We start from the raw sequence: 17,667 nt of genomic DNA, 5'->3' as shown, positions 1-17,667 counted from the left end.
GAGTAACTACATGCTAGAGGTAAAAGATCCATTTGAAATTATTATTGCAGCTCAAAACCTGTTGAGAGAAAATGGCGAAGTCGTGGAACTTCGCATTCTGAATACAAAGAAAGGTACGGTTAGCGGCTACTTCGACAATATGGAGGCTTTGGCAGATGCAGCCCTTCTATACGATGGAGACGTAGAAGGGATATATTCAACACTGAATCCGGTAAAAAGCGATCTGCTGGCGAGAGCGAACAACCGCATGGAAGAAGGGGCCAAACATACAACAAGTGATGCAGATATTGAGCGTCGAATGTGGATCATGATCGACTTTGACCCTGTACGAGCCTCCGGCATTTCTTCATTAGATGTTGAGCATGAGGGCGCGATAGCGAGAGCAAGAAGGGTGCAGAAGATGCTCAGGAAGGCAGGCTGGACCGATCCATTCTTGTTTGATAGCAGTAACGGTGCACACTTGTTATATCCTATCGACATGCCAAATGACGATTATAGTCGGGATATCATCAAACAACTCCTTGGAACACTGGACTGGCACTATAGCGATGCTAAAGTGTGCATCGACACCAGCGTATACAATGCTGCGCGTATTTGTAAAGTCTACGGTACAAAATCGTGCAAGGGGGATGACACAGATGAGCGTCCGCACCGCTTCTCAGGACTATTGGAACAACCTGAAACAATCGGAATCGTCTCCGCCGCGCAGATTGAAGCTATTATTGAGAAGCTGCAGCAACCTAACGCTGAAGCACCAAAAAAAGAAAAAAACGTCGACGCCACACCGATTGATCTAGAAGCTTGGGTCAATCAATACGAACTTGGGATAGCCGTAAAAGGACGCTGGCAAAACAAAGCTGACAAATACGTGCTCAAAACGTGTCCGTGGAATGAGGAACACACAAATCGTAGCGCCTACATCCTCCAATTTGATAATGGTGCTATAGCCGCTGGTTGCCATCACAATAGTTGCCAAGGTAAAGGGTGGCGCGAGTTACGATCTCTATACGAACCTTTGAGTGCTGCAAATGCTTCCGAGAATCAAGTGGATGAAAAAGTGAATCAGGCTCAACTACTCATTCGATTAGGCGAAGACAGTGAATATTTCCGAAACGAGATTGGAGAAGCCTATGCAAAGGTGCCGATCGGTGATCACTTTGAGTGCTTGAAAGTGAAAAGTAAAAGGCACCGGCTGTTACTAACAAAGACATTTTATGAGTTAACTGGTAAGGCACCATCGGATGATGCGATGAAGCAGGCTCTCAGTATTATGGAGATGAAGGCTACATTTGAAGGTGATGAGTACGCATTAGAGCGGCGGGTCGCCAGTGTAGATAACGTCTACTACTATGACCTTGCAAATGAGAACCGACAAGTGGTAAAGGTTATGCCGAATAGGTGTGAAATCATTTCCAATGCGCCTACCGTGTTTGTACGTACCAATAACATGAAGGCACAGGTCAATCCTATTTTTCCAGGGGATCTAAAATTGTTGCTTAATCATGTCAACATCCGAAATGATGATGATCAAATTCTATTCTTGGTGTACACCGTTTCATGCTTTATTCCGAGTATTCCGCACCCTGTACTTGTTCTTAGCGGAGAGAAAGGGGCTTCCAAGTCCACCACAATGCGGATGATAAGGTCAATCGTAGACCCAGCGGCTTGCGACATCCTATCCATGCCGAACTCCAAACAGGACTTGGCAATTGTACTCTCCAATAACTACATGCCAGCGTTCGATAACTTGGATGTACTCTCTGCTGAAAAAAGCGACCTTCTTTGTATTGCCTCCACTGGAGGGGGTGTTAGTAAGCGTACGCTCTTCACAGATGAGGATGAAACCATCTTTCAACTTCTACGCTGTATTGTCCTCAATGGCATCAATATTGTGGCTACTAGGGCAGACCTATTAGATCGTTCTCTTATTGTCGAACTTGAAAGAATTGAACCAACCGAACGAAAAGCGGAGAAAGATGTGTGGAACGCTTTTGAGCAGGATAAGCCTGCTATATTGGGTGGTGCGCTAACGGCACTATCCAAAGCAATGGCTATTTACCCAGACGTTAAGCTAGAATCACTTTCAAGAATGGCTGACTTTACCCAATTTGGCTATGCCATTGCAGAGGCCCTCGGATATGGAGGGGAGAGATTTCTGGAAGCCTACAGAAATAATCAGAACAAGGCCAATGATGAGGCGGTTGGTGCACATCCTGTGGCTGCAGCGGTCATTGCACTCATGAAAAGGAAAGGCAGTTGGCATAGCTCTATTTCTGAGTTGCTTGAACGACTGGAGAGCGTGGCGATTACAGAAAAAATCAACACTTTGGTTCCATCCTGGCCCAAAGCTGCTCATGCCTTGACGCGCAGGCTGAACGAAGTGAAGTCCAATCTGCAACAGATCGGTATTAGGTTTGATATTCGCCATGGTGGAGACGCCAAGATGATCTCGATCGTGAAGGAAGGCGGAGAAATCCAGGGGGTAGAGGGGACCAATCATAGGCTTCCAAGGCCTCGTCCTTCGCTAAAAACCAGCCCCGAGATGCAAGAGATGTTCGACGATTCTGAATAACGGTCCACCTTCTCCCGCAAATTGCGTCAGTACGGACAAAAGCACAGGATTTCCCTGCCGCCATGTTCGGTACTGACACATAGAGCGGTTGGAAAGGGCCGACCCTTGGTCGATGCCGCTGAAGCTCCAACCTATAAATAGATATTATTCCTTAGAATGTGTGATTACTCAAGAAGATTCTAAGGAGATGAACTATTTGTTTAACATTACAAGTCAAGATTCCATTGTAAGTCAATTCAAGAAAGGTACACTATCTCAAGATGGTATGACCTACCTTGTAGAAGAGTTTAAGGAGATACAAGAATCACTTCATCATGACGATGAAAGACCGTTCTCCCTAGTGGAACATGGATACCGTATACTGCTAATTCAGTCAGAGGATACTTATATTCTAACAGGTGGTAACGATACGGTGAATTTACTTGAGACGGAACCAGAATACGTGGAGCTGGTGGAGCTGCCAGATGGAGTTTATATGTACCGAGCCTGCCTGATGCCCGACAACGAGTGCTTTCTGCTGATATACGCGCTCAGAGGCGCTTTAAGACCAGAACTGGAACAGTGGTTTGCGGAGCAATCTGAATGCTTGGCTAAGGAGGATCTCAAATGATTAATTCTAAGCCTAAACCAGCTAAACGTATTGAGGTTATTTCTCTGCGAATGGTACGGGAAAAAACATCATTGCTCTATCCCAATCGGGTGATTCGCTCACCTCAAGATGCGGTTGACTTGTTCCGCCAATTCATCGGTGATTGTGATCGGGAATCTTTCTGTATCCTTTGCCTCAACACTAAAAATGAACCGACCGCTATACATCAAGTATCCTACGGGTCGCTGAATGCCTCAATTGTTCATCCCAGGGAGACGTTCAAGCTTGCGATTCTTGCCAACTCTGCTTCCATTATTGCCTGCCATAATCATCCGTCAGGCCAGCCAGATCCCAGCCCTGAGGACGTTGAGATTACAGAGCGACTGCGGGATAGCGGCTGTCTGCTTGGCATTGATCTACTTGACCACCTTATTCTTGGAGAAGGCATCCAATTTACAAGCATGAAGGAAAGGAGATTGATGTAGATGTCTTATACATTTGAGTCCCAGCGTTACGTAACGCGAGGCGTAAATAATGAGCTCAACCCTGAACTGCAACTGATTCTATGGGCGTTACTGGATGAACAAATCCAAAGCAACGTACAGATGGACTACCTTCAAGTATTTGAATTGACTACTGAGAGCGAGGGAAGTCATATGGTTCAACAGATCCTCCACTCTCAAGAGCAACCGGAACGTACAAAGACCTATAGTTATCCGGGTGTTAATACGCCCCTGCATGACATTACCGTGTGGATAATTGATAGCGGTGAGTACGTGACGATGCTCTTGCCATCAGAATATTGAGAGGGTGGGACAGATGAACCCAAGGGTTATAAAACTCATTATCGTAGCGCTTCAAATAACAATCGAAATCATTAAAAGCAGTAGAAATCATAAATAGAGAGAACAAGTCTGTTTCTAAGGGTGGTAGGCTCTTGTTTCGACGACATACTTCAAAGGGGGAGCTGCTATGAGAGAGGGCTTTAATGTACAGTACGAATTTGAATCCGCTATTGATTTGCTCTCAGATATGGTTATCAACTACATTTCCATGCAAGAGAGAAGGGCGTCATACCGTACAGAAGTTATGCTCTGGCTGGAACCGATCGAATTACTGGAAATGGAAGAACTGGCCAACCATGAACTGACCTCACAACTTCTTGAGACAGCAGACTACCAAATGGTCGCCTGAGAATAGGAGGTCAACCTAATGGAATCAACAGTAGCCCTCTACATTCGGGTCTCCACAGATGAGCAGGTGGATGGTTACAGCATAGATGGTCAGATGGATATGCTAAAGGCATACTGCCGACAGCACAATCTAACGATATACAAATCCTATATAGATGCAGGAAAATCAGCGAAGTCGATTCAGGGCAGACCCCTTTTGCAGCAGTTACTTGTGGATGCGCAGCAGGGATGTTTTCAAAACGTCTTAGTCTGGAAGCTAAATCGGCTTTCACGCAACCATAGTGACTTGCTGCAAATGGTAAAAATTTTTAATAAGAGCAATGTCGGAATAAAGAGCGTGACAGAAGATATTAATACCGATACAACGATGGGCAGCTTTGTCGTACAGGTGCTGAGTGCTATTGCTGAGTTAGAACGGGAACAGATTTGTGACAATGTCCGTTTAGCTGTGCAAGAGCGCAATCGGCAGGGGTGCTGGAATAGCGGGAATATGGTGCTCGGTTACCGGTGGCATAAGAATCCTGACCCTGGACAGCAACAGCTTGAAGTTGTGGAACCTGAGGCTGAGCTAGTCCGAACTATTTTTACCATGTATGCAGATGGATTATGGTACAAGGCAATCACCAATCGACTAAATGCTGCAGGCTATCGAACCAAGAAAGGCCTGGCTTTTGGCATCGCAGCGGTGAGAGGCATCCTGACTAATCCCAACTACATCGGCAAAATACGAATTGGTACAAGCCAGCGCCATACAGGTATTGAGGTACAACTGATGGAGGGCGAACAAGAACCAATCATTGCTTTGGAATTGTGGGAACAAGTCCAAGCCAAGCTACGCAGTCGATCGAACCCGCCATCGAAGACGATCAAACGGCATTTTCCATTGTCAGGATTGCTCAAATGTCCTGGGTGCGGGTGCAGCATGGTTGCGGCACACACGAAGAGCTATAACAAAAACGGGACAATTCGGAAGAACTACTACTATGTGTGCTCGATCTATAGGAGTAAGGGCTCCGCTGCGTGTAGCTTAAACGCGATTCGTGCAGATGATATGGATTGCTGGTTCTCTCAACAAATGCAGGAACTTGTGACTAAACCCCCTTTGCTGAATCAAATCATCGCGGCAGTGAACGATAAGCGGGATCTAAGCCGTAAACCTCTTGAGGATGAAAAGAGAGGTCTGACTAAGGAGTTGGCTGCATTTGATCAGCGGCAGCAGAGATGCTTTGAGTTATTTGAAGAGGAGCATATTCCTCAGGAGGTTCTAGTTACGCGGCTTAAGGAACTCGAAGAGCAGAAGGCTGTTAAGCAAGAGGCCCTGCGAGGTGTTGAAGAAAAACTAGCTAATCAACAGATACAATTGGTAGATAGTAATAAGATTCTTACCGCATTGAAGAATTTGTGGGCGATGGTCCAAACCTCTCCGCATGAACAACAAAAGAAGATGTTCAAGAGCTTATTCGATAAAATCACGCTTCCTGCTGACAGGGATATATCAAAGGCTGTCTTACATGGGAGTGCATCGTTAAATCATATACTACTCACAAATGACATGGAGGAATTACAATGAAAAACCAACAACAAATCAGTTTAAATCAAGGCCGAGTTGTTCTTTATGTACGTACTAATCAAATCGGTAATGTTTCAAATGAAAAAGGCATTAAAGAGCAATTGGACAAGTTACATACCTTTTGCATTGATGAAGGTAAGACCGTTGTAGCTACCTATGTGGATAAAGGATTCAGCGGAAAGAATACTGACAATCGCCCCTCGCTTATACGGCTACTTGAAGAAGCTAAAGAAAGTGGATTTGACGAGGTACTAACGATGGATTTGACTCGGATATCCAGAGATATGAATGGTTTGTTAATGGTTATGGATCTCTTGGAAAATCGAAATGTAGCTCTCAAGACATTGAATGATCGTTTCGATTCCAAAACTGCCTTAGGTAAGTGCATGATCCAGATGTTAGCTGTATTCCAGAGATTTGAATTGGATAGCACTTTTGAGGCTAAGGAACTAGAGCGAGCCTCCTCATGTTAACTACCGCTGACAAGGTGCGTCGTGTTGCTTTATACGTTCGTGTAAGCACGGAAGAGCAAGCTGAGCATGGTTATTCCATTGATGCACAGCTCAAAACGCTGACAGACTACTGTAAGCTCTATAACCATGAAATCTACCGTGAGTATGTGGATAGAGGCATCAGTGGCAAGAGCATGGATAATCGCTTTGAGCTGCAGCAGATGCTTCAGGATGCAAAAAATAATTTATTCGATACCGTCTTGGTGTGGAAGTTTAATAGATTGGCGAGAAATGCAGAGCATCTTTCACAAATCGTTAATATACTGAATAAGAGTAACGTCGCTTTTATGTCCATGACTGAACAGTTCGACACCTCAACATCCCATGGGAAATTCATGTTGCATATCATGGGGGCTGTAGGACAGCTTGAACGCGATACCATAGTTGATAATGTTAAGATGGGTCACAAACAACGTGCTAGGACAGGGAAGCACAATGGTAAGCTACCGCTAGGGTATCGAAGTGTAGAGGACATCGTGAATGGCGTTCGGAGTCGGGAATCAAAGGTAGAGATTGTTCCTGAGGAAGAAGTCATTATTCTCAAGATATTTGAACGATTTGCTACCGGACGAGGATTTAAGTCGATTGCGAACGAACTCAACCATGAGGGGTATGTTACTCGATCGGGGGGAGCCTTCTCCATCAGCGGTGTGAAGGAGATTCTTGACAATCCATTCTTTTTTGGAAGGATACGCTACGGAAGGTATGAAAACTGGAGTGAGAAAAGGCGTAAGGGCCTTAACGCCAAACTGGAGACTTTTGATGGGATTCATCCCGCTATTGTTTCTGAAGAACTATGGAACAAAGTGCAGTATTTACGTAAGAAAAAATCAGTGGTCTCCCTAAAGCGGTTCGATGGAGAGTTCCTGCTAACGTGGCTGATCCGCTGTCCAAAGTGTGGAGCACCGATGGTAGCTAATCGGACTCAGAATCGTAAGAAGGACGGCAGTAAGGTCATGCGCTTATACTACTCTTGCAGCAACTTCCGTAACAAGGGGAGCAAGGTATGCAGCGCCAACAGCATTCGGAAGCTGGAGGCAGAGAATTATGTAATCGAACGGCTTAAAGAAGTATTAGCAAAGCCTCAAATTCTCAAGGCTATCGTGAAAAACATCAATGAAAGGAAAACGAAGCGTGTAAAACCCCTCCAGCAGGAACTTGAGCACCTTCTGGTTAAGATAACAGAGCTGGAGGGGAAGCGGCGAAAGTACTTTGACATGTACGAAATGAACGGTTTAGATAAGACGATGTTCTCCAAACGGCTTGATGACATTGGTGAAGAACTGGAAGGATTACATGTCAAAAAGGCGGAGCTGGCTGCTGAAATGAAAGACGACCATGCTGATCCTGTCTCCTACGAAGTTGTCCGTGCTCTTCTGAATAAGTTCGATAAGCTGCTGGACTCGTCATCCTTAGACCAACGAAAGACGCTCATGCATTTGGTCATCAAGCAAATTACAATCAAGGATTCAAAAACCATCGACCAGATCGATATGAACTTCGATGAGAATACGGTACACCATTTTTTAAACGCTGACCCTTCTGTGACCCATGCAGAAGGGTCTTTTGCTGTTCAGATGAAGCGAGAGATCCAAGGTCGAAGCATCTCTATTTCAATTTGATTGTTCGCGTGATCGTAACTCACAGTCTGCTTAAAAAATGCGTCAGTTGGTTCAAAAGTTCATTTTAAGCTGCTGCGGTTACTTCTTACAACACTGACACTAAATGCAGGTCAAGAGAGGGAGCGGGCAGCGAATGCAATTCAGTGGGTGGTAGGGGGTGTTTAGAGGACATAAAGGATGACATTCCAAAAGGCTTGTGGGAAACTGAATCTAAGAGAATATGGAGGGATGGTAAATGCTTGAATTGACGAAGAAGGAAATTGAGTCAATAGCCAAAACCATTTCAGAACATTTTGTAGAATACACATCCAAGTACGAGTTAACGAAATATCCAGAAGAGCCGTATTTAAAATGGAAGGAAGATTTTTCTGACCCTAAGAACGTTGAACATGATGAAATAAGTCAAGCATTCGAGTGGAAATACGGCCATTGGGGAAAGCCAAATTACGTCCCCGCTCATAAAGTTATTATTGCCAAGTTACAAAAGTATTGGCCTGAGTTTGCTGATACAGGCAAGCAGGAGCTTGAAGACATATTTGCTTTCTGGGAAGAAAAACTGGCAGGACACCAATCCTTCATTACAATAGCATTCTTGTCAAATCTAATATGCTCAAAGAAAGTGGAGCTAATAGATCAGCATAATTTTCGGGCAATGAACTATTTGATGTCCACTGTAAGGCCGGATTGGATGTGGAAGAGGAAGCCTGTAAGCCAAGAGGACATTACGGATTTTTCAACATTCTTACGATCCCTGCTTCCAGCGGTCAAAGAGGCTAAGGGAAATAAGCGGGAGCTGGATAAATTCCTCATGATGTTTGGGAAGCATAAGGTGAAGGGTATTCCAGTGTCCCGTTCCAAAGTGGCCCCAGCAGTTTCCAAAAAGCATGACTGGAGCTCATTCTCATCAGAGGTCTTCGACATAGGAAAGATCACATTACGATCCAATGCCGATCTGCTCTTTGCTCTACTACTCCAATCACTCGATGCAGATGGAACTGGCGATGGGGTCACCTATACAATAGAAGAGATCCAGAAAAGAATACCGATGCAAAAGACAGGAATTGCGGTTAGCTCCAGCTACAACTACGCGCTGGTTGCTCTGTTCGGAAATCAGAGGGGAAGAGATTACTTCACGTTTGAGAATGGAAACTTGGGTCTGTACTTCACAGAGCAGGCTAACGATTCATCCAGGGATAATACGTGCTGGAAGAAATACCTTGATGAGAAGGTCAGTATCAATCCGAAATACGTGAAAACGGGTTGATGGAGGCAGCCGGTAGCTCTGAGCCATATTACATCCTAAAAAAGCGTCAGTAGCGACAGAACACGCAGGTAGTCTTTATTGGCACAGAGAGACTATTTTTTCTCTATCAAATTAATATAATGGGATTCAACGGAGGGTATAGTTTGTTCCACTCCGGTCCAAGCTTTGTAGCTTTGATAACCCAGAACAGTACCGAAAATCTCAACTTCATCTCCATTAAGGAGCTTACCTGAGTCGTCTTTACGAGTAACAAAAATAGTTATTGGCTCTTTAAAAGTTCCAAGTTCCAAATCCTCATTTAGATTGACTCTAAGCTGATTCTCTTCCTTACCAATTACTTGAACTATTGTTCCTTTAAGTTGAACCTGCTTACCCTTATAGGAATCATCCGCTGACCTGGCCAAATCTCTGGGATTTGGCTGGGTTGAATGTGCTTTATATTCTGCTAGTGTTGGAATGGAGTCTACTTTTGCAACTGATGCCAAGGATGAAGGCTGGGACTGGGTATTACTGAACATTGATGCGCCGAATATTAGCAGGACTATAAAGGCCAACGTTGAAAGGAAAAACTGTTTTTTTAATCTGCGTACATGTTTGATAAAGAGAGCGATGAAAAAACAAACAAAAACCGTAACGAGTCCACTCAGCCCAAAGAAAATCATAACACTATAAAATCCGTTACCAATCGATTTCGTTGCCGTAAGGGTTATAAGAGCAATAAGAAAGAACAATCCGGAAAGTGAAGTTAGAACTATCATGAACCATTTTGGAATTGAAGTTGCCTTTTCTTTAGTGGCGACAGCAGGGTAATTCGTACTGAGCAACCAGTTTCCACAAGCTTTACAGTAGTTCCTATGTTCCTCGTTTATTTCTTTACACGTTGGGCATATGTAAGAAGGCATTTTGACACCTCGCAAGTTTTGTATGATTGAATTACATTCGACGAGGTAACAGATATTTCCTTCCCATGTGGGATAATGGACATTTCAATGGAGAGTTGTGAGGTGGTTGGATTGGTTCTCAGTCAGGAAACTGATCTATGGAATACAAGATGCAATATCGTAATCATTTAATTTATATTATCTTTCTTCTTGCTGCTTAATGAATCATAATGGGAAATGAATACATATGCACCAAACAGTAAACTGCCTAGAGGGGGAAGTGTGATGGAAAACTCCGAGTTTCTTTTTAGAAGACTAGAAGAAGAAGGTTACGACCTTATTAACCAGATGATCGAGACTAAGCAAGAAGAACATCTATTTCTTGACTTTAAAGAAAAAAAGGAGGCCTCAAGAGTAGGGCTTTCCGATGATGATAGAAAGAATTTCGCTAAGGCACTTTCAGGATACTCCAATTCGTCTGGTGGAGTAATAGTTTGGGGTATAAGTACCAAAAGAGTAGGAAATGAACCAGACGCTGCGGATGATATAAAGCCAATCTCCTCATTGAAAAGATTTCTCACTGATTTAAATAGCTTAATTAGTGATGCTCTAGTGCCGGTTAACCCAGGAGTGCAGAATATCCTTATAATGAAGCCAGATGAAGATGACACCGGATTTATTGTAACTTATGTCCCCGAAAGTCAACTTCCTCCTCATCGAGCAATGTGCAAAGAAAACAAATACTATGTTCGGGCTGGCGATAGTTTCGTTATTATGGAGCATTATATGCTGGCGGATGCCTTTGGTCGAAGACAAAAGCCAAACGTTGAACTATATTATAATTTTCAATCCGGTGGAACAACTGGAAATAATGGACTGTTCTTAGAACTTGTAATGGGTATTAAAAACACTGGGAGATATCTAGCCAAATTCCCTTCCATTTTAATTGATATGGATAAACGCTTTATCTTAAGTGATTATGGAGTGGATGGAAATTATAACTGGAATATAAAAAAAGTTAAACAGACCAATGAACTTTTGAAGAATGGAGTGCTTTTCGCAGGTACAAAAGATGAGGTAATACATCAGAATTCGCTTTTAGAAGTTGCTATTTATCATTTTCATATATATCCAATTGGGATTTTAGATTTAATTAAAAATCAAAACAATTGGGGGAATATCGAAATCAGTTATGAGATATACGCAGAGAACTTCATTAGTTTCAAAGAGACTATCCAGATACCATTTGTTAAAGTCATAGAAGCGCTGAGGTCTAGCAACATAATAAATGATGATAACGATGACTAGTTCTTCCCACATTTGAGTTTTATTAAATCTCACAGTGAATTCGTTGAGCTCCTAAAGATAAAATTAGTTGCTATTGAGAAAGAAGGATTAGGTTATGATTGATAAAAATCCTCAGGAATTATATCAGAAAATAACAAGATTTGTCGCAAATAATCAACTTCTTGATCGACTTGATTCTACGCTTAATGAATTCAACCCAATCAAAGTGATGAAAGCGGACCAGTTCGAGATAAGACATTCCAATATATTAGCGTGGCTTCTTAACCCTAAAGAAAATCATTATTTAGGAGATATGGTCTTAAAAAAAATATTCGCAGAAATACTCTGTGGAGATGTAATCATTAAAAATCACGGTTTGCAAATAACTGACGTTCTTTTAGGAAGCTTTCACGATGCTGATGTTCTTCGTGAATGGAGAAACATAGACATTGTTGTTATCTCCAAGAAGAATAACCTGGTTCTTTTCATTGAGAATAAGGTCTATGCTGGGCTAGCAGATCATCAATTACAAAAGTATCTTAACATCATCAGAGAGTCATATCCTTCAATACAACACGTCATACCAGTGTTCTTGACATTGAGTGGTGAGGAAGCTCCCCATTCAGAATACTACAGCTTCAGCCACACAGATATATTAGCCATTCTAAGAGCCATTCTTGAATTGAATCAAGATAAGATGAACGAGAAAATATTCGATTTTATCTCCTATTATACTAAGACGCTGGAGGTGTTAACTATGCAGGATGAGCAGTTAATTAGCCTATGTCGAGAATTATACAAACATCATAGAGAAGCCATTGATGCAATTATTAAATATGGAGTGGTGTCCACCTCAACGCTGAACCAAGCAACAGATATGCTCAAAATAAACATAGCCATTACAGACCATTCTAATCATCCGGATTTTCACTTGAGTGATAAGGAGTTTTGGTTTATTCCCACTTCATTAAAAGTTAATATGCCACAAATAGTTGGTTCATGGAAATCGCCGTATCCTTTTTCATATTTCTTTGCTGCAGAAGAAAAAAGACTCTTGCTGATCCTGGAAGTTGGACCGATAAAAGATGGCCAGTTGAGAGTAGATTTAATGAATCATATAGTTCAAAATGATATTGGGAATTTATTTAGAATTAAGGCAAATGCGCTGACGAATATGAACGTGAAGTTTACAAGATTAAGATCTAAAAATATCGAAATAGATGATTGGTCCGACGCTGATCATGTATTTGAGCGAATGAATTCCCTGATGAATCAATTTCAGTTTATCGAAGTTAACAATGTACTGGAGGGCATTCTAAAGGGATTTCACCTAGGCCAAGTGAACGATAAAATCTAAAATCCACAAAGAGAGCAAAAAAATTAAACTACAATACTCCCCTGCTAACTGAGCTGGGGTTTTTGTGTTCTGAACTTTCTGATAGCGTTAGACCATCGAATGCAGATCTCACTACCATACAGCTGACACTACACATAGAAGTGACAGATGGAGTGTATGGGGTGAACTTCTACGAAGACGAAATTTAGCCGTTATAACGTGTAAGGTGAACCGTATCATAAGTAGGGCGAACGATCCCCGAGGCCCGGGGGGTATGAAATTGGCGACCTCTGGGGAAGATCGCTGTGCAGACGAACTTGTATACTTGCAAAAATAACTCCGAAATCCAGCGTTATGCGATTTAGGATTTAAACTATTACAGAGTGGAAGAACTTGGTGAGTTCTTCCATTTTTTGATTTGAACTGTGCGCGGTGCTTGTCGTTCACCCCCTCCTTTTTACTGTGTACTCCTTTCGTAGGACTTTTTTTTGCGTGAAAACAATTAATAATGAAGCGTCTATGCATCTAGTTTTGGTAAATAATCAACAAGGAGCGAACATGAATGGAACAAACGGTTAAGAATAAAGTCACAGGAGAACAAATTACTTTTCTAGAAACGGCAAAGGATACGAACGGGGAGTATTTATTAATCGAAGTTGCACTGCCTCCATTTGGCAAAGGTCCACCTTTGCATATTCATGATCAGTTTGAAGAGCAATTTGAAGTGATTACAGGTAAGCTCACCGTAACTTTAGGTAAAACAAAGCATGTGTTAGAAGCGGGAAACCGCCGTATTGCCCCACTTAAAACGTCACATACCTTTGCGAACGAGCATGAAGAGCCAGTTGTATTCCGCGTTCGGCTAACGCCGCCAAGCAAGTTCGAACAATCGGTTCGCATTCATTACGGGCTCATGGACGATGGATTAACAGATGAGAAGGGCAACCCCAAGTCACTTGCCCATACCGCTTTCGTTTTAACACTACAAAACACTCTAGTCGTGGGTATTCCATTCTGGATACAACGTTCTCTCTTTAAATTCATTATCAAACGTGCCCGTAAAAAGGGAGTTTATGAAGTTCTGAAAAAGTATACAGGAGAGGTGCTGTAAGGAAAATTAAGCGTCTATTTACCGCATAATCTTATAGAATACTACTTTCGTAGGACTACAAACTATTATATTTATCACTATAATGTCCAGAGGAAGTCGAATTATAGTCGTTTTTTTGTTGCTTGGATTTTATCGGGTGAAGGGGGATCAATGTGAGGAAAGTATATCGTCGTTTACTAGTCGCTGTTATGAGTTTCACATTAATTGGAGGCACAGCCGCAGGGGCTGCCGGCATTCAAAGCGAGCCGTCCCTGGACGACAGCCATGAAGCTCTATCAAAAGTAACGGTATTTGCAGGAAGTGGTGAATTTGACGATTGGGATGGAGCGGCATCAGAGGCTTCTTTTCGTATGCCTCAGGGAATCGCTGTCTTGAAGGATGGTTCTGTGCTTGTGGCGGACACCCGGAATCATCTCATCCGTCAAGTGAAGAATGGAGAGGTTTCTACCTATGCGGGCTTAATGCTTGACGCGGAAGACAACGGAACTCCTGAGGGAGCTTGGCACGATGGTGCTAAAGAAGATGCCGTGTTCAACGGTCCTTCGGGCATGGATACGGATTTGGAAGGTAATATATACATAGCAGATACCGAAAATCATCGAATACGAAAAATATCTAAGGATGGGATGGTAACAACGGTTGCCGGTGATGGCATAATCGGCAATGAAGACGGTATAGGTAATGAAGCGGGATTCTATCATCCCCAGGATGTGGCTGTCGCTGCAGATGGAACCTTGTATGTTGCGGATTCGTTAAATCATTTAATCCGGCAAATAACAGCGGATGGTCAAGTGACTACGCTTAACGCTGCATCTGATCGAGTCGTCGAGGTGATTGGCGGCTATGCTGTTCCTGCAGGTGATTATGCAGATGGTAAGCTTTCAACCGCCAAGTTTAATGATCCTACCAGCATTGCAATCGACCATAAAGGCAACTTATATGTAAGTGATACAGGCAATCAAGTAATTCGCTATATTGATCTGGTCAATCGTACAGTGACAACCGCGGCGGGTTTGTCTGCGGGGGAGGAGCCTGTGTATGCGAATGGTAGCCTGTATGTCGAAGGTGGTTATGCGGATGGTGCCGCTACACAGGCACGCTTTCAGTCTCCTAGAGGAATCGTTGTGACAAAGGATGGGGGACTAGTCATTGCCGATAGCTTGAACCACACGATTCGTTATCTTGTTGACGGGTATGTGAGTACAATTGCTGGTGTACCTGCTCAGTTTGGTCAAGTAGATGGCATTAACGGTCATAATCTGCTCCATAATCCGACAGATGTAGCGGTTCTGCCAAATGGCGGCTTGCTCATTGCGGACAGCTATAACAATAAAATCCGTGAGCTTGAGTATTACCAGCTTCCAACCAATTTGCCCCACAATGATCAGGTGAAGGTTGTGATCGATGATACCGTGATCAGCCTTGACGTGCAGCCCGAAATTGTGAAGGGACGCACGATGGTGCCTGTGAGAGCTTTAAGCGAAATGCTGGGCTATAAGGTTGAATTGTTGGATAACCAGCGTACCATTGAATTGACAAAGGGAGACGTAAGCATCAGGCTGCAAATGGGGAGTAAAGTGATTTCCATTAACAATGCGAAGGCGGATGCAGAAGAGCAACGAGAAATTGAGGCAGCGCCATATACGAAAGATGGCCGTTCCTATGTTCCAATCCGATTTTTCAGTGAGGCATTCGGAGCAGATGTGCAATGGGATCGAAGCACGAGGACGGTTATTTTGCGAGAAATCAAGGAAGCCGTAGATGAGCTACCTGTAGCAGATCGTAAGTCGCGCACTGCGGTTCTTGAACAGATTACAGGAACGGTCTGGGTCACTCAGGCGGGCGGTTCTTTGGCTTACCAAGCCTATAAGGGCATGACTCTTCATCAAGGCGATCAACTTCTCACGGAAAATAATACGAGTGCGATATTAAAGACGGTCGACCGTAAGGATGAAATTACGATTAGCGAAAATTCGGAGCTGTATATATCAAATTTAAGTGATACAACCCTTACAAAGCAAACAAGCTTTATGCTATGGAGCGGGCTGGTTTTGGCCAATGTGTCCTCGCTGATAAATGCCAAGGATACCTTCAAAATCCTGACGCCGACGGCTGTGACCAATGTTCGCGGCACAAATTTCATGGTGGGTATCGATCCGGTTACGGCGCTGCCGACGCTTGTTGTAAATAGCGGACTGGTTCAGGGAAGCGGCAACGGAACCAGTCAGAATCCAATTTTAGTGTATCCTACTCAGGTACTGAACTTTTTTCCAGGATCAGATTCACCAAGTGAGCCTGTTATGGTTGACCCATTCAGTCTCGTTGATCAACTTTCACCTGCTATCATCGAATCACTATTGAATCAAAAGCAGAAAATAGATCAGGAAAATGCGGAGATACTGGAGAGAATGAGGAATGAGGCTTTCGGCTCTATCCCTGGTAAAAATTCGGGCGGCTTGTCTCAGCGCGACCTGGAGCAATATCAAAATAATTTGGATAATCTGCTCAGTAATATTTTAAAGCAGGCGCTTGAAAAGAAAGTAATGAATCAAGGAGAGTTGCAGTCACTTATTGATCAGGTCAATAAGCATTCCGATACAAAGATCGACCTAAATAATGTCCTGCCACTTCAATTAACGGATGAGCAAAAGCAGCTGCAGGAAAAACAGAAGCAATTGGAGGAAGAACAAAAAAGGCTGCTGGAGGAGCAAAATAAGCTGCGTGAACTAGCCGCTGCAAAGAACCAATCCTTATTAGATAGGATCAAAGCTGAACAAGAACGAATCGAGCAGGAGAACAAGAACAAACTAGAAGAAGCTCGTAAACAAGCAGAGGAAAAGTTGAAGCAACAACTTTCGGATGCTGCGAAGCAAAAATTCGAGGAGCAGAAAAAAGCCTTGGAGCAGCAAAGACAGCAGCAGGAACAGGCACAGCAGCCGCAGGTGCTGACGCCGACACCGACACCGTCAACGACACCAATGCCAACACCGACACCGACACCGTCAACGACACCAATGCCAACACCGACACCGACACCGACACCGACACCGACACCGACACCGACACCAACACCAACACCAACACCAACACCAACACCAACACCAACCAATACTGCTCCTGAGGTGGTTAAACCCATATCCGATAGAATGGTAAGCTCTAATGAACCTATTGAAATCGATGTGAGTGAGGTTTTCCGTGATTCAGATGGCGATACGTTAAGTTTCACAGCTGATTCGAGCAATATGGCAGTTGCAGAAGTAGCTTTGGATGGAGCTAAATTACGGATTACGCCAACTGGTAACGGATCATCAGAAATTCATATTACGGCCAATGATGGAAAGGGCGGATCGACGGCAGTCTCGTTACGGTTCACGTACTATGGGGAGATACAGGATATGCGGGCTGAAGTCCAGTCTGATTTCATTGAACTCTATTGGGATGAATATGGGGAAGTGGAGATCAACTACCAGGTTTATATGAATGATGAGCTGATCGAATCCACCTCAAACAGTTATGTTTCACTTAGGGGTCTTAAGCCAGAAACGGTTTATAATCTGCGTGTAGTCGCGGTTAATCGTAATGAAGAGATCGTTGCGTTAGCCAATTATTCGGTAACGACACTTCCTATTTACTTTGAGGGCTGAGGCGGCGGTACTTATATTACGGTTGCTTCAACACAAATAGTCAGGCGAATGCAAGTGTTTTTGCCAATAGTCTCGCTAAGCTGAAC

General features: G+C 43.4%; 14 protein-coding genes. 13 read left to right on the top strand and 1 reads right to left on the bottom strand.

Translation table 11 applies throughout. From position 1 onward, the window contains the following. Nucleotides 1–10: 10 nt before the first annotated feature. From MKZ16_RS32240 to MKZ16_RS32200, 9 genes are all read left to right on the top strand, one after another. The gene (locus MKZ16_RS32240) at nt 11–2,572 is read left to right on the top strand and encodes a hypothetical protein (RefSeq protein ID WP_076105160.1); all 2,562 of its coding nucleotides are present in this window, start codon (nt 11–13) and stop codon (nt 2,570–2,572) included. 196 nt (nt 2,573–2,768) lie between these two features. Then, a complete protein-coding gene (locus MKZ16_RS32235) occupies nt 2,769–3,182 on the top strand; it encodes a hypothetical protein (protein WP_076105159.1) in 414 nt (137 codons plus the stop codon). Beyond that, on the top strand, nt 3,179–3,646 hold the full coding sequence (locus tag MKZ16_RS32230) for a JAB domain-containing protein (protein ID WP_081393403.1): 468 nt from the start codon (nt 3,179–3,181) through the stop codon (nt 3,644–3,646). The genes MKZ16_RS32235 and MKZ16_RS32230 overlap by 4 nt, the downstream gene beginning before the upstream one ends. Further along, nucleotides 3,647–3,967 (top strand): DUF960 family protein, encoded by a 321-nt coding sequence (locus MKZ16_RS32225; protein WP_081393402.1) that lies wholly within the window; start codon nt 3,647–3,649, stop codon nt 3,965–3,967. Nucleotides 3,968–4,133: 166 nt separating this feature from the next. Beyond that, a complete protein-coding gene (locus MKZ16_RS32220) occupies nt 4,134–4,355 on the top strand; it encodes a hypothetical protein (protein WP_076105158.1) in 222 nt (73 codons plus the stop codon). 18 nt (nt 4,356–4,373) lie between these two features. Further along, nucleotides 4,374–5,924: a recombinase family protein gene (locus tag MKZ16_RS32215; RefSeq protein ID WP_339815216.1), complete on the top strand. Its 1,551-nt coding sequence runs from the start codon at nt 4,374–4,376 to the stop codon at nt 5,922–5,924. Next, the gene (locus tag MKZ16_RS32210) at nt 5,921–6,397 is read left to right on the top strand and encodes a recombinase family protein (protein ID WP_076105156.1); all 477 of its coding nucleotides are present in this window, start codon (nt 5,921–5,923) and stop codon (nt 6,395–6,397) included. The genes MKZ16_RS32215 and MKZ16_RS32210 overlap by 4 nt, the downstream gene beginning before the upstream one ends. Further along, a complete protein-coding gene (locus tag MKZ16_RS32205; RefSeq protein ID WP_076105155.1) occupies nt 6,391–8,058 on the top strand; it encodes a recombinase family protein in 1,668 nt (555 codons plus the stop codon). Before MKZ16_RS32210 ends, MKZ16_RS32205 begins: the two co-directional genes overlap by 7 nt. Nucleotides 8,059–8,293: 235 nt before the next feature. Next, nucleotides 8,294–9,322 carry a hypothetical protein gene (locus MKZ16_RS32200; RefSeq protein ID WP_076105154.1) on the top strand — a complete coding sequence of 343 codons (1,029 nt, stop codon included), beginning with the start codon at nt 8,294–8,296 and terminating at the stop codon, nt 9,320–9,322. Nucleotides 9,323–9,414: 92 nt separating this feature from the next. Here the strand turns inward: MKZ16_RS32200 and MKZ16_RS32195 are convergent, their stop codons facing one another. Continuing rightward, nucleotides 9,415–10,224 (bottom strand): hypothetical protein, encoded by an 810-nt coding sequence (locus MKZ16_RS32195; RefSeq protein ID WP_076105153.1) that lies wholly within the window; start codon nt 10,222–10,224, stop codon nt 9,415–9,417. A gap of 264 nt (nt 10,225–10,488) precedes the next feature. On the opposite strand from MKZ16_RS32195, the gene MKZ16_RS32190 reads away from it, so the two are divergent. From MKZ16_RS32190 to MKZ16_RS32175, 4 genes are all read left to right on the top strand, one after another. Further along, nucleotides 10,489–11,511 carry an ATP-binding protein gene (locus MKZ16_RS32190; protein WP_076105152.1) on the top strand — a complete coding sequence of 341 codons (1,023 nt, stop codon included), beginning with the start codon at nt 10,489–10,491 and terminating at the stop codon, nt 11,509–11,511. Nucleotides 11,512–11,605: 94 nt separating this feature from the next. Beyond that, complete coding sequence (locus MKZ16_RS32185; protein WP_076105151.1) at nt 11,606–12,847, top strand: PD-(D/E)XK nuclease family protein; 1,242 nt, start codon at nt 11,606–11,608, stop codon at nt 12,845–12,847. A 541-nt stretch (nt 12,848–13,388) separates the two neighbouring features. Then, nucleotides 13,389–13,937 (top strand): cupin domain-containing protein, encoded by a 549-nt coding sequence (locus MKZ16_RS32180; protein ID WP_076105150.1) that lies wholly within the window; start codon nt 13,389–13,391, stop codon nt 13,935–13,937. Between the two features lie 152 nt (nt 13,938–14,089). Then, nucleotides 14,090–17,581, top strand: a complete 3,492-nt coding sequence (locus tag MKZ16_RS32175) for a stalk domain-containing protein (protein ID WP_339815212.1) — start codon at nt 14,090–14,092, stop codon at nt 17,579–17,581. Nucleotides 17,582–17,667 lie beyond the last annotated feature (86 nt).

The sequence above is a fragment of the Paenibacillus sp. FSL R5-0928 genome, assembly GCF_037970385.1.
Lineage (GTDB): Bacteria > Bacillota > Bacilli > Paenibacillales > Paenibacillaceae > Paenibacillus_AQ > Paenibacillus_AQ odorifer.
This window is presented reverse-complemented; position numbering and strand designations above follow the sequence as displayed.

Bases quoted from the DNA above. Each gene is read 5' to 3' on its own strand.
- MKZ16_RS32210 (WP_076105156.1), top strand. From the start codon at position 5,921: ATGAAAAACCAACAACAAATCAGTTTAAATCAAGGCCGAGTTGTTCTT.
- MKZ16_RS32195 (WP_076105153.1), bottom strand. From the start codon at position 10,224: ATGCCTTCTTACATATGCCCAACGTGTAAAGAAATAAACGAGGAACAT.
- MKZ16_RS32185 (WP_076105151.1), top strand. From the start codon at position 11,606: ATGATTGATAAAAATCCTCAGGAATTATATCAGAAAATAACAAGATTT.
- MKZ16_RS32215 (WP_339815216.1), top strand. From the start codon at position 4,374: ATGGAATCAACAGTAGCCCTCTACATTCGGGTCTCCACAGATGAGCAG.
- MKZ16_RS32220 (WP_076105158.1), top strand. From the start codon at position 4,134: ATGAGAGAGGGCTTTAATGTACAGTACGAATTTGAATCCGCTATTGAT.
- MKZ16_RS32190 (WP_076105152.1), top strand. From the start codon at position 10,489: ATGGAAAACTCCGAGTTTCTTTTTAGAAGACTAGAAGAAGAAGGTTAC.
- MKZ16_RS32180 (WP_076105150.1), top strand. From the start codon at position 13,389: ATGGAACAAACGGTTAAGAATAAAGTCACAGGAGAACAAATTACTTTT.
- MKZ16_RS32205 (WP_076105155.1), top strand. From the start codon at position 6,391: ATGTTAACTACCGCTGACAAGGTGCGTCGTGTTGCTTTATACGTTCGT.
- MKZ16_RS32230 (WP_081393403.1), top strand. From the start codon at position 3,179: ATGATTAATTCTAAGCCTAAACCAGCTAAACGTATTGAGGTTATTTCT.
- MKZ16_RS32200 (WP_076105154.1), top strand. From the start codon at position 8,294: ATGCTTGAATTGACGAAGAAGGAAATTGAGTCAATAGCCAAAACCATT.
- MKZ16_RS32225 (WP_081393402.1), top strand. From the start codon at position 3,647: ATGTCTTATACATTTGAGTCCCAGCGTTACGTAACGCGAGGCGTAAAT.
- MKZ16_RS32240 (WP_076105160.1), top strand. From the start codon at position 11: ATGCTAGAGGTAAAAGATCCATTTGAAATTATTATTGCAGCTCAAAAC.